The organism is Paenibacillus sp. N119s (assembly GCF_059447605.1).
This window is the reverse complement of sequence record NZ_JCAJRU010000013.1, coordinates 13,495-26,539: the sequence shown is the minus strand read 5'-3', so window position 1 is coordinate 26,539 and position 13,045 is coordinate 13,495. Positions and strand designations below refer to the sequence as shown.

The 13,045-nt window shown below is 46.8% G+C and carries 13 protein-coding genes; 11 read left to right on the top strand and 2 right to left on the bottom strand.

Translation table 11 applies throughout. The features are described 5' to 3' along the window. Positions 1-196: 196 nt before the first annotated feature. The 3 genes from AC5V8P_RS03390 (at position 197) to AC5V8P_RS03380 (ending at position 2,562) form a co-directional block, all read left to right on the top strand. On the top strand, positions 197-1,111 hold the full coding sequence (locus AC5V8P_RS03390) for a hypothetical protein (RefSeq protein WP_063211476.1): 915 nt from the start codon (positions 197-199) through the stop codon (positions 1,109-1,111). A gap of 76 nt (positions 1,112-1,187) precedes the next feature. Further along, positions 1,188-1,559 carry a MerR family transcriptional regulator gene (locus AC5V8P_RS03385; RefSeq protein ID WP_063211478.1) on the top strand — a complete coding sequence of 124 codons (372 nt, stop codon included), beginning with the start codon at positions 1,188-1,190 and terminating at the stop codon, positions 1,557-1,559. 238 nt (positions 1,560-1,797) lie between these two features. Next, complete coding sequence (locus tag AC5V8P_RS03380) at positions 1,798-2,562, top strand: MerR family transcriptional regulator (RefSeq protein WP_063211480.1); 765 nt, start codon at positions 1,798-1,800, stop codon at positions 2,560-2,562. 95 nt (positions 2,563-2,657) lie between these two features. Here AC5V8P_RS03380 and AC5V8P_RS03375 read toward each other — a convergent pair whose 3' ends face one another. Then, positions 2,658-3,134, bottom strand: coding sequence for a hypothetical protein (locus tag AC5V8P_RS03375; RefSeq protein WP_064796595.1), 477 nt, complete (start codon positions 3,132-3,134; stop codon positions 2,658-2,660). A gap of 91 nt (positions 3,135-3,225) precedes the next feature. After that, positions 3,226-3,705, bottom strand: a complete 480-nt coding sequence (locus tag AC5V8P_RS03370; RefSeq protein ID WP_064796594.1) for a GAF domain-containing protein — start codon at positions 3,703-3,705, stop codon at positions 3,226-3,228. A 176-nt stretch (positions 3,706-3,881) separates the two neighbouring features. Between AC5V8P_RS03370 and AC5V8P_RS03365 the strand changes: the two genes are divergently transcribed. From AC5V8P_RS03365 to AC5V8P_RS03330, 8 genes are all read left to right on the top strand, one after another. Continuing rightward, positions 3,882-4,898 carry a hypothetical protein gene (locus tag AC5V8P_RS03365; RefSeq protein WP_064796593.1) on the top strand — a complete coding sequence of 339 codons (1,017 nt, stop codon included), beginning with the start codon at positions 3,882-3,884 and terminating at the stop codon, positions 4,896-4,898. Between the two features lie 105 nt (positions 4,899-5,003). Continuing rightward, on the top strand, positions 5,004-5,309 hold the full coding sequence (locus tag AC5V8P_RS03360) for a hypothetical protein (protein ID WP_064796592.1): 306 nt from the start codon (positions 5,004-5,006) through the stop codon (positions 5,307-5,309). A gap of 188 nt (positions 5,310-5,497) precedes the next feature. Continuing rightward, on the top strand, positions 5,498-6,094 hold the full coding sequence (locus AC5V8P_RS03355; protein WP_063211490.1) for a GNAT family N-acetyltransferase: 597 nt from the start codon (positions 5,498-5,500) through the stop codon (positions 6,092-6,094). Continuing rightward, positions 6,078-6,836: an energy-coupling factor transporter transmembrane component T family protein gene (locus tag AC5V8P_RS03350; RefSeq protein WP_064796591.1), complete on the top strand. Its 759-nt coding sequence runs from the start codon at positions 6,078-6,080 to the stop codon at positions 6,834-6,836. The genes AC5V8P_RS03355 and AC5V8P_RS03350 overlap by 17 nt, the downstream gene beginning before the upstream one ends. 158 nt (positions 6,837-6,994) lie before the next feature. Then, positions 6,995-7,582 carry an ECF transporter S component gene (locus tag AC5V8P_RS03345; protein WP_064796590.1) on the top strand — a complete coding sequence of 196 codons (588 nt, stop codon included), beginning with the start codon at positions 6,995-6,997 and terminating at the stop codon, positions 7,580-7,582. Between the two features lie 53 nt (positions 7,583-7,635). After that, on the top strand, positions 7,636-9,195 hold the full coding sequence (locus AC5V8P_RS03340) for an ABC transporter ATP-binding protein (protein WP_064796589.1): 1,560 nt from the start codon (positions 7,636-7,638) through the stop codon (positions 9,193-9,195). A gap of 172 nt (positions 9,196-9,367) precedes the next feature. Next, positions 9,368-10,882, top strand: coding sequence for an MDR family MFS transporter (locus tag AC5V8P_RS03335; protein ID WP_064796778.1), 1,515 nt, complete (start codon positions 9,368-9,370; stop codon positions 10,880-10,882). A gap of 611 nt (positions 10,883-11,493) precedes the next feature. After that, positions 11,494-12,993, top strand: coding sequence for a levansucrase (locus tag AC5V8P_RS03330; RefSeq protein ID WP_063211497.1), 1,500 nt, complete (start codon positions 11,494-11,496; stop codon positions 12,991-12,993). The last annotated feature ends 52 nt before the right edge of the window (positions 12,994-13,045 follow it).

Sequence of the window (13,045 nt, the reverse complement as noted above, 5' to 3'; positions counted from 1 at the left end):
GAATAGGCTTAGAGGAGCAATCGCATATATTAAGTAAACTGTTGAAAAGTATACAAGTAATTCCCAAAATATGTTTTACTTTTGACAGAAAGATGTTGGGTGAATTCAGGTTATTACTGATATATATTCAAAAAAATGTATTTTGGTTGGTAATGGGCATTTTTAGTAATATAGGTCAAGGAGCTGTGAATTACATATGAGAATATTTCAGTTTTGGAAGAAGAATAAAAAAGCTAGAGAGGCGATCGATTTGGATACTGCAATTCCTGCAGCCATTATAAAGGTTGGCGGATTAGTAGATCAGCGAGAGCAATTTACCATCGAGGCGAAAAATTCTGCAGCTATGCTGGGAGAAGAGGCATTGCCTTTATTCCCACGTTATTTTTTTGGGACTGAGTTGCAGAAGCCGGAGAGTTTGGCTGGAAAGTATGAAGGTTTGGGTGACTGGCTGCATATTCAACAGGATGCGATTTTTGAGATTATCTACTATTACAGGGAAAAGGCGATTCCCATGCTGTATGAGGTAGCATTTGGGGTTTACGATTGGACGCAGTATAAGGCAGTCCGGATACTAACTCGGTTAGCACGTGAAGGTCTTCAGACCGACCAGATTGTGGACGATATTATCAGCCATGTCGACGATTTTCGTTATGAGGCACAGATGCCCACCTTCTATTTTCTGTCCGGACTGACGGGGAATAAGAAAGTTGCCTCGCTGCTGCAAAGACACTTCCTTGAGAATCTGGAATATGATCCGATTGATGCCTTTGATATTTTTGAGCATTTGTACCGTTGCTCGCCTGATGTTGCCATGGGACATGCCGATTTTCTCAAAGCAGTTGCACGTGGGGAAGGCCTAGAAGGACGCTCTCCGTTGCTGGATGGAGCGATAGGAACTACCGATGAGAACGGTAAGCAAGAATACCATTGGCCTAATGATGAACCTGTCGAAGAGCACCACCAATTAAGAGCGGCAATATTTTATTACCAATTGAATCCTCAGGATGAGGAGGTCAATCGGCTGTTGGACCAATGGGAAGTAAGTCATCCGGAGGAGAATGTTAGGAGTTGTATTAGAAAATTGCGGGCGGAAGAACAGGAAGAGAGCTAGCTGTTCACTTAGTGAATAGGGGATTGTTGTTAAAGCCGACTTGAAGCGAAAATAAAAGAACAGGAGTGGATCAACCATGTACTCCATTAAAGAAGTTGAAAGCAGGAGCGGATTGCCCGCATCTACCCTTCGTTATTATGAAAAAGAGGGCATTCTACCTGATGTCGGTCGGGATGAGGGTGGGAGAAGGGTATATACTGAGAAACAAATCGATTGGATCAGGTTCCTTATGGCTATGAAAGATACCGGAATGACCATTGAAGAAATTAAGGCATACCTGGAGTTGAATCTAAAAGGAGAAGCCACCATTCAAGAGAGAAGAGATTTCCTTGTTGCCCACAAAAAGAAAGTGGAGGAGCATATGGCGCAAACGCAGCACAATTTGGAGAAAATTATTCAAAAGATCGCTTTTTACGATCATGTGGTCATGGGAAAAAGCTTCTCTTAGTGGCCACATCTAAAGAAATAAATGACGCCCCCAGCTTATCTGAAATACGCTGGAGGGCTTTTTTTGCATAGATATCTAAAGATACTTGTCGTAGGTCGCAAGTATGGAAAATCGTTGCCATTGGGCGGTTCACAACGTGCTTATAGGGTAAAAATGTAGTGCCAAGGTGGGGAGTGGGGGCGTTGACTCTCACGCTACGTAAGGCTGTAGACTGTGAAGGTAAGGGAGGTGAAGCGGAATGGCTTATACGGTAAAGGAAGTGTCTAATCTGTCGGGAATCAGTGTTCGAACTTTGCATTATTATGATGAAATTGGATTGCTGAAGCCGCATCATATCGGAAACAATGGATATCGCTATTACGAACAGGAACAATTGTTGAGGCTTCAGCAAATCATGGTGTACAGGGAACTGGATTTGCCTTTATCTGAAATTGGCAACGTACTGGAGCAAACCAAGGAAGAAAAGGCCGAGATTTTGCAGGTACATCGAGCCAAGATTGAGGCGAAGGTCTTCCGCTTGCATACTCTCCTTCAGACCATCGACCAAACGGTGGCCCATTTGAAAGGAGAACAAATAATGGAACCAGGGCAAATGTATCAAGGGTTTAACCCGGAAAAACAGGAAACGTATGAACGTGAGCTGACAGAACGTTATGGTTCACAGGTCGCAGGGAAGATCCAGGAGAGCAAGACCGCTACGACGAACTGGAGCAAAGAGGATTACTTGGATTCGCAGGTAGAGGCAGATCAGATTCATCGGGAGCTGGCAGAAGCCATGAATAAAGGCTTGAAGCATAACAGTGCAGAAGTACAGGCGCTGATCCGTCGTCATCTTCAATGGGTAAGCCGTTTTTATACCCCAACGGCAGAAATTTATAGTGGGCTAGGAGACTTGTATGTAGAACATGAGGATTTCAATAAAATGTATGAAGGTTATCACCCCGGGCTGGCGGAGTATTTGCGAGACGGCATGAAGGTGCTGGCCGAACGGGAATTAAATTAGCAACGGCTGATAAAAAGGGCTATAAATAATATAAAAAAGGGTGAACAACAAGCCAATCAATGGCCTGTTGTTCCCCTTTTTTTGTGTAAAGCAGCTTACATGCCGCTTGGTGCTGTTCTCATGCCTTGCTGACTACTGCTTCCGAACTGATGCATGTTACTGCTGCCTGCGAAATGCTGTCCAGTTGTTCCCATATGTTGCGGATAACTGTGATTCATGTGGCTTCCTGCGCCAAAGGTGGAGGGTTGCATACTGCGGGAAGCATAGTTATCGCCAAATCCAGGCTGAGTCATTTGGCTGCTAGAGCGGATGGTGTTTTCCAACTGACTACACAGTTGAATAACTTGTTGATATTGCTGCATAGCTTTTTGGTGGTCCTGGATTGCAGTTTGGATCATTTGAGCCGCATTACGCTCACGTTGCATCAGGCTTTCAAGGCTGGATGCATTTTGTTGCTCTTGTTGCAGCAACTGCTGATACATAGCGGTTCCTTGCTGTGTTTGTTGGACCAATTGCTGAATAATTTGTTCACATTGATGAATTTGTTGTTGTGGAGCCATGTTATTGAACATTGATCATCAATCTCCTTCGCCGGATAGTTTAGGTTTTAGGACCCTCATATATTGTGGCGAAGGAAGAACATATATATGCACAATTTTATGGCTACAGACTGGACACCAAAATAGACGTGAATTCCTCTAGGAATACACGATCTTCGTGATCAAAGCGGCCTTTTAGCGGGCTGTCAATGTCCAGTACCCCAATCAACTCATCGTTCTTGACCAGTGGGATAACTATTTCGCTATTGGAAGCAGCATCACAGGCGATATGTCCTGGGAATGCATGTACATCGTCTATGACAAGTGTACGCCGTTCAGCAGCTGCGGTGCCGCAGACGCCGCGTCCCAGTGGAATCCGTATGCAGGCAGGTAAACCCTGGAAGGGGCCGAGTACAAGCTTTGTGCCATCATAAAGATAGAAACCACTCCAGTTAATATCTGGGAGGAAGTGACCCAGCAACGCAGAAGCGTTTGCTAAATTGGCAATCATGTTGGATTCATCATGAATAAGTGCTCGAAGTTGTCCGAGAACTGATTCGAATTGTTCTTGACGTGTACCTTCGTAAGGTATTGCTTGAAACATGTAGAGTCCACGCTCCTAACATTAATTTTCCACAAATCTCATTTACCATCGGTTAATTAATTTAAGATATAACGATTGCATACATTTAGTCAACTGGAAAATCCTCTGTAACCTTTTGCTAGTCTCCGTAATCTAATCTCTGTACAGAATAATTTTGGGAAAAGGGGTAGATTATTATGAAAAAGGTATATTACACACTCACCTCAGCGGTGGTGGCGAGTCTGATTCTGACGGCTGTTCCGGTACCGGCGGTATATGGAGCTTCAACGAAAAATACCCACCCTGCACAAGCTGCAACAGGAGCCTCATCCCTAAAAGAAGTGGATGCTAAAATTGTACAAAAGGCGCAAGAGTATTTAAAAGCAGTAACAGGCAAAAGCTATACGTTTAGTGGGGCGAAAAAATGGAGTCTAGGTAACGAGAACGGTTGGGATTTCAGTATAAAAGGTGTGGAACACGGTCAAGTGATGGTTACCAAGACGGGTGAATTAGAACGTATATATGTGGATCAATCCTGGGGGGAACTCAAGGATAGCTACAAACAGCAACTTCAAGCCGCATTGAAAAGCGTTCTCCAGGAACCAGAAGCAAGCAAAACACCTAAAGAAGTAAACATTTCAGTGGATAAAAGCCCGGAGTATCCTAAAGGTGCAGTAGAGTTATATACCAGAATCGACAATAACACTATTATTCTGCGGGAGGGTAAAGTGCTGCGCACAATAAAGCTGCTTGCCAAGCAAGAGATAGATGAAAATGCACTAAAGGCGGCAAGCGGTGTCTTCGCTGGTTTGGAGGGCGTAAAACAAGGAGCGTTGAATGAACCAATCCAGCTGATCACTGAGAACGGAAAGACCGTGTATAACCTGATGTTTGGTACTGGAGCGCATCCGGTGTTTGTGAATGTTGAAAAAGGTACGAACAAAGTAACCAAGGTTGCAGCATATGAATTACAGGATTCTGCTGCTAATTACAAAGAAACCTACAAAAAAATGAAATCATACAGCGAGGCTCAACTGCTGCAAAATGCAGCCCGGCAATCCAAGGAGTTGTTGAAGGTGGATCTGACTGGCTATAAAGCAAAACTAGATCCCAAGTTGACGGCTGTCGTGCATTTTACGAAAAGTGGATTTCCATCTCTAGTCGGTTCTTTTAATTCGAAGGGTCAATTTTATGAACTGGAATTTAAGGAATAGTAGAGAGCAATTCTGCAGGGGTTATCACATATCTGTTTCCAGTTGACCTCCTAAGGGTAAAAACAGTGTAATATTGTTGGCCTAGGCCAGGGAGGAGCTAAAACGATGCATGCAGATGTTCAGAACTTGTTTATCCGTATACAGATGCTTTCTTACGCACAGCAGAACGATTTGACGGTGAATGATGTACAACCGTTGCTCGAAGAACGCGGGTACCGTGTAGGTGAACGAGAGGTCAAGCAGGAGCTGGAAAACCTGACTCAGGAAAACTTCCTGACACCGCATGATGATATGTTCAGCCTTACTGGCGCAGGGATCGAGGAGTTGCAGGAAATTCAGTCGATGCTGGGCGTATTGTACGAGGATGTTGTGAAAAATCCAGCACATGTCACGGCCCGTGCCTCTTCCTAAAAGGATTGAAGACACAAAATATTCTATAACAATAAAACGGTAGCCCTCTTGATTCCTATTTTCAGGAAGTGAGAGGGCTATTTGATGTATACAGGCTTGTCCACTTGAAAGAAGGTTGTGTTTGTTGAAGGGGTATGTTTAAATGTAGCGTATATTTGTGTCATTTTATGCTGGAAGGATGATGGAATATGTGTGCATATGCATGTAAGGGGCATATCCCACTGCTGGAAAGCTCGCGCCTTCGGCTGCGAAGAATGGAAAGCCGGGATGCGGCTGCGATGTTCGCTTGCTGGTCTGACCCGGAGGTTCACCGTTATATGAACCTTTCCGGTATGTCAGGACGTGAGGATGCAGAGGATATGATTGAGCTGTTGAATGAGCTGGCCAAGACGGAAGATGCGCTGCGCTGGGGGATCGAGCTAAAGGAGAACGGGAAGCTGATTGGAAGCTGCGGCTTTAATTATTGGCAGACGGAGGGAGCTTATAAAGCGGAGATTGGTTATGAGTTGGCCAAGCCTTATTGGCGACACGGTTATATGACCGAGGCGCTTCGCTTGGTGCTGTCATTCGGATATAACACGATTCGATTAAATCGGATCGAAGCGCTGGTGGACCCGCGTAATATTGGCTCGCAAGCCCTGCTGTCCTCAATGGGCTGGTCTCAGGAAGGCTTGTTACGGCAGGTACAGCATACATCTACAGGTTTTAAAGATATGCTGATGTATTCAATATTGCATGAAGAATGGCTTAGACTGGAGGTACAACGAAATGCTATTTCAGTATAACGGTGGCTCGTCGCCGCTGCACAGGCTTGGGCCGTTAAGTAAGCTTATATGGGTGGGTTGCTTTAGTCTCCTGTCGATGGCATGGGATTCGACGCTGCAGGAAGCGGTTCTCTTGGCTGTCCTGATCGCTGTGGCTGGCTTGGGTGCACATTTAACGCTGGCACGCCAATTTCGTGCTATGTCTTTTTTGATTGGTTTAGGTATTCCGTATTTTATACTGTCTATTCTAGCGATTCGCGAAGGGCACGTAGTGGCGACATGGGGACCTATGGTGATTACAGTGGAGGGACTGGACATCGCGGGGGCGTTAACGCTACGGATTTTTGTGTTGTTTTTGGCATCCTATATCTATCTCTCGACGACCGATCCCCGGGATTTTGTGCAGGCTCTGAATCTTCGCTTGCGTGTGCCTTATCGATTTGCGTTCGGTATTTCAGTAGCGCTAACGTTCCTGCCCCTATTGGAAGAAGAGGGGCGAACAATTATGGCTGCACGGCGCGTTCGTGGACAGGAGCCACCACGAGGGTGGAGCAATCGGTTTTCATGGTGGAGCGGGTATGCGGCTGCAGTGTTGGTGAATGCTGTAAGACGGGTTCAGCAGACGGCCCTGGCTATGGAGGGTAAAGGTTTTGGCGCCTATGCAGAACGGACGTATCTTCGTACACTGAAGAATGGACGTTTAGGCTGCGTATGTGCTGTGATTGCTGTATTCGCTACGGCTGTTTTATGGTGGGTATTATAAAGAGCAGCCTCTTTTTTTGCTCCTATTGTCAACTTGATAAATAAAATTTAGGTTGACAATAGGGCGATGGATGAATACATTTATACAGTAACAGCTTGTACAAGGATCAAAACTATGACCTTGTAGAGTAGATAATGGAGAGGAGTCAAGAAATACATATGAAGGAATCTCGTATTTTTGCAAAGTTTACAACGTTGGATATCGTGTTCATGGCAATGCTGGCCACGTTGAACGGTGTCATGACTGTGTATTTGTCGATGATTAACAAAACGTTAAACAGTCTGGGAGGGCCGATCGCAACTTCTGCTATTGTCGGGCTGTACATGATATATGGCTTGCTGGCCTATTATGTTATTCGTAAACCGGGTACAGCGGTAATTGCTTATGCCTTTGGCGCGGTAGTACAGTCATTTATGGGCTCTGCCTATGGAATTGCATCTATTATTGCGGCGGCTGTCTGCTATATGGTAGCGGCGGAGCTTGTATTTGCTCTTTTACGGTATCGACGCTGGGGCGCAGTTTCATTAATGCTGGTGGGCGGGGCCATGGTTCCGCTGTGGTTTATTGTGGCAGCCAATATGTTTGGCTATATGCATTGGGGATGGAAGGTGCTGGCGGTGGCACTGATCGTTCGTATCCTGAGCGGCATCATCCTGTGTGGTCTGCTGACCAAAATACTAGGCGATGCCTTGAATCGTACAGGTCTATTAAAACGCTTTGAACTGGGCCGCGCTTCACGTGCATAACCAAGGTTATACATGGTTATAGCTTGACAATAGGGATCGAGGGTATTTCGGTTATGAATGAACGTAGTGATCATGATGCAGAAAATAGAACGGCTGTCTCCTTGAGGAATTTTGGTTATCGCTATGACGACCAGGTGGAGCCAGCGTTACATGGTCTGACACTGGACATTGGGGTGGGCGAGCATGTAGCCATTGTCGGAGCTAGCGGAAGTGGAAAGTCTACACTGTGCCAGCTGCTTCATGGCGGGTTGTCCCGTTCTGGGGAAGGCGAACGGACGGGCGAGCTGACCGTATACGGAATGGACCCCGCCACCACTGAATTGGCTACAATCGCCACTACTGTCGGCGTCGTGCTTCAGGACCCGGATGCCCAGCTGGTGCAGGGAATCGTCGAAGACGAAATTGCTTTTGGGCCGGAGAACCTGCGCGTGCCTCCGGCAAAAATAGAGCAGCGCCTGGCCGCTGCGCTAGAGGCCGTCGGCCTTGCTTCCGAGCGCGGCTCCTTCGTGCGCCGCCTCTCGGGAGGCCAGCGCCAGCGCACCGCCATTGCTGCGGTGCTGGCGCTGGAAGCGCCGCTGGTCGTGTTCGACGACGCAGCGGCGCAGTTGGACCCGCCGGCGGTACGGGACTTCGTCCTGCTATGTCGGCGGCTCCACGGCGCAGGCCGGACGGTGATCACCGCGTCCGGCCGCATAGACGAGGGCGTGCGTGCAGCGCAGCGCGTCATCGTACTAAAGGACGGGACCGTGCAGCTGCAAGGCCCGCCCGAAAAGCTGCTGCGCGAGCATGGTGCGCAGCTGGCAGCCTGGGGGCTGCTCCCCTCTTCCGTAGGGAGGGAGGACAGGCCGCGTGAGCCGGGGGTGAATTCCGGCTCGGCGGCTAATTGCGCGGGACAGCCGTTGCTGGAGGTGAAGGGATTGCCCTTCACCTACCCCGGCAGCCAGCGCCCGGCGCTCAAGGGTGTGAGTCTGGCCCTTGCGCCTGGCGACCGAGCCGTAATGCTGGGCGAGAACGGCTCTGGCAAAACTACGCTCGGCAAGCTGCTTATGGGCTTGCTCCCCGCACCGAGGGGATGCATGTGGTGGGAGGGGCAGGATATGGCGAAGCTGCCTATTCATCAGCTGGCCGCCGGGATCGGCTATGTATTCCAGCAGCCAGAGCATCAGTTTGCAGCTGCAACAGTGTGGGAAGAGTGCTTGTACAGCGTGCGCGCCAAGCTTGGTTTACGGATCGGAGATCCGGTTCCCGCCGCCTATGAGGAACGGGCGCATCGCTTATTGGCATCCGCCAGGCTGAACCACAGGCTGGAGGCTTCGCCATACCTGTTAAGTGGAGGCGAAAAAAGGCTTTTGAGCGTTGCGGCACAGTTTATCCTACCCAAAAAGCTTTACATTTTAGATGAGCCAACTGCGGGAACGGATTACGAAGGAGCGAACATTCTGCTCCAGATGTGCACAGAACAGTCCGCTGAAGGCGCGGCTTTTTTGCTCATTACCCACGATCTGCAGATTGCTGAACGCTTTGCCGGCCATGTTTTTCGTATGGAAGAGGGGTATCTCTATAGAACGGAAGATAGCGGGAGTTATCATACGATTACAGTTGACAAAAATTAAGGATATGTAGACAATAATATATATACATCGTATACAACAGGCGGCCTATATAGGCCGCCTGTTTACGATTATACAGTGTGGGTAATCATCCATCTGAGAGGGAAAACTGCACAGATACAACACAGTTTGTACAAGGAAAGGATTTGTGATTTGCTTGGGAAATGATAAACCTATGAAGCGCGGACTCGTGCTGACAGGTGTTCTATTGGCCACCTTTCTGGCCGCGATTGAAGGAACGGTTATCGGTCCAGCGGGACCGACAATTGTGAGTGAACTGGGCAGTGTGAATTTGCTCAGCTGGATTTTTACGGCATATTTGCTGACGATGGCTGTAACCACGCCTATTTTCGGCAAACTTAGCGATTTGTTTGGCCGAAAACCCATTTTTCTAATTGGTTGTTCGTTATTTGTGCTTGGCTCTTTGCTTTGCATGCTGGCTGGTAGTATGGAGCAGCTTATTTTATACCGGGCCATTCAAGGGATTGGAGCAGGCGGTGTCATTCCTGTTACCTTTACCATTATCGGTGATATATACAAAATGGAGGAACGTGGTAAAGTCCAGGGTATGATCAGCTCGGTATGGGGGATTTCTTCCCTGGTTGGGCCCCTATTGGGCGGTTACGTAGTCACGTATTTTGGCTGGGAATGGATTTTCGGCTTTAACGTTCCTTTTGGATTGCTGGCTATGTTCTTCATCGCCCGTTACCTGCGGGAACAGGTAAGCAAACGTACCGCACGTATCGACGTGGCGGGGGCAGTTACCTTTACCATCGGGATGACGGCACTCCTGCTCGTATTGGCCCTAGGGGGACAATATATCGGTTGGGCTTCTCCTGAATTGCTGACCCTGGCTGCCGTGGCGATTTTATTCCTGATTTTGTTCTTGGTTATCGAAAAGCGCGCTCAGGAGCCAATGGTGCCCCTGAAGCTGTTTCGGATACGGGATATCGCTTTCTCCTGTGCCGCTGCACTGCTCGTCAGTACCCTGCTAATCGGGCTGACTAGCTATCTGCCGCTATGGATTCAAGGCGTACACGGGGGAGATGCAGCCTCATCTGGTCTGGCGCTGGCCCCCATGTCGGTAGGTTGGTTGTTTGGTTCCATGATCGGAGGACGCATTTTGCTGACGCTGGGCTCGCGTCGAACCTCTTTGATCGGCCTGACTCTGATTGTATTGGGAGCCTTCGTCATGACCTTGATGAACCTAACAGCTCCAATCTGGCTGCTGTTCCTGTCTACGTTATTGTATGGACTGGGATTTGGCTTCTCGATAACCGTGTTCACGATTATTGCTCAGTCCTCGGTCGGATTCCAGCTGCGTGGCGCGTCTACAGCCTTGAATACGTTCCTGCGCACGTTGGGACAAACGATTGGGGTTGCGGCCTTCGGTTCATGGCTGAATTATCGCATTGCAGCTCAGACAGCTGACGGACAGCTTACACAGCAAGGGGTTACACAGGAAGATATTAATGGTCTGCTGGCCCCGCATGCTTCACAAAGTCTTAGTGACAAGGTTGCCGAATTACTCCGTTCTGTATTGGAAAACAGTCTGCATTCTCTATTCGTGATTATGGTCGTTATTGCGGTGATTAGCTGGTTTGTCGTTCTCGGCTTGCGGAATCGTCCACCAGGCATGGAGGAAGAGGCAGATCAGCGTATCAAGACACCCCAAAGAGAACACGCATAAAAAATAATATACTTCTTTCATTATAAAGAGACAGTCCGGTAAACCATTAAAGGTCCGGGCTGTTTCTTTTATGTAAAGGTCTCTTCTCCTACTGATTTCAGCAAATAGCCGCCTCGTATAGGACCGATAAATCCTTAAGTATACAAAAAGGCAATAAAAATTCCTCAGAGATTGCGATATATTCATATCATACAGGTAACAAAATAGTAAAAAAGTCTTATGTAATTGTAACAAAAAATTAATTTCTGTATGAGTTGCAGGGTACTATAGAACCATTTTTTTGAACTCGCTTACAAATTGGACATTTTATGATTTATTTTAGAATGATTTTGCATGTGAATGAAGCAACCAACCTAGCAAAATAAGACATGCAAGAAAATCAAGTAACAAATTTTTCTGAATGTAATAGGAATGAAAAAAATAGGGTTTTTCAGAAAATTACTAGGAAAATATGAGGATGGAATTCATAGAGAAATCTTCTTTCATACCTCAAATAAAAGGGATTTTCAGTCTATATCAATCGTTTGACATACCATATAAAATGACCCTACCAACGAAAAAGTTGGGCTTCAAAACTAGAAGGCATAATTAGATTAAGGGAGATGGAGTACTTGAAGTTTAACAAATGGTTCAGTAAAGCAGCCACGGCAACAGTAGCAACTACCTTACTGTTAGGAGGCGGCGTGCAGGCTTTTGCAAACGGAAATGACAAGGCTGATTCCACAGCAGACAGTGCATTTACTCAAATTACACGTAGTGACATGCTGAATATTTTCAAACAGCAAGGCAAAGAGAAATATGAGGTTCCGTCCTTTGATGCATCTACAATTAAAAATATTCCTTCTGCTATTGGCCACGATAGCTCAGGCAAGCAGATTGATCTGGATGTCTGGGACAGCTGGCCGTTACAAAATGCCGACGGCACAGTAGCTAATTACAAGGGATACAATATCGTTTTTGGACTGGCAGGCGATCCTAAAAGAGGCGAGGATACATTTATATATCTGTTCTATCAAAAAGCGGGTAATACTTCACTGAGCGGCTGGAAAAATGCGGGTAGAGTATTTAAGGACAATGATAAATTGCTTTCCAACGATCCGATTCTAAAAAATCAGTCAGAAGAATGGTCCGGCTCAGCTACTTTAACTTCTGATGGGCATGTACGTTTGTTCTATACTAGTAGACAGCCTTATGACCCAAATAACAAATTATACGGCAAGCAAACCTTGAGCACGGCTCAAATTAATGTCTCTCAGCCTGATGGCGAGACTCTGAAAGTAGATGGAGTCGAGGATTTGAAATCAATCTATGACGGTGGGGATGGGAAAACCTACCAAAACGTACAACAAAGCGTCGGAATAGACATGGATAATCATACCCTTCGGGACCCTCACTATGTCGAGGATCAAGGCCACAAATATATTATCTTTGAAGCCAACACAGGCACAGAGACAGGTTATCAAGGCGAAGATTCGATTCAAAACCCGGCTTATTATGGCGGTAATAAGAAATTCTTCACAGAAGAACAGCAAAACCTGCTGCAAAGTCCTAAGAAAAAGGGAGCTGAGCTGGCGAACGGCGCACTGGGCATCGTTGAATTGAATGATAACTTTACGTTGAAGAATGTGATGCCTCCTTTGATCGCATCCAATCTGGTAACAGATGAAATCGAACGGGCAAATGTGTTCAAAATGAACGGTTTGTGGTATTTATTTACGAGTACAAGAGGTTCCAAGGTGACTGTAGATGCGATCGGTGACGATGATATTTACATGCTCGGTTATGTTTCGACTTCCTTGACAGGGCCTTATAAACCGTTGAATGGAACCGGTCTCGTTCTTCATCAGGATCTGGATCGTGATGATATTACTTGGACGTATGCCCATTTTGCTATCCCGCAAGGCAAAGGCAATAACGTAGTCGTTTCGAGTTATATGACCAATCGTGGGCTTTTCCCGGATCACAAATCTACTTTTGCACCAAGTTTCCTGCTGAATATTAAAGGCTCGAAAACCTCTGTTGTGAAAAACGGTATTCTGGCGCAAGGGCAAATCACGATTGATCCAGCGAATGACAAAAAAGACAACCAAAATGAGTATGGCAAGAAATAAGTAGGTATAAGCAGTATGTCCGAAGGCGGCAGTTTGGTAGCAAACCGATCTG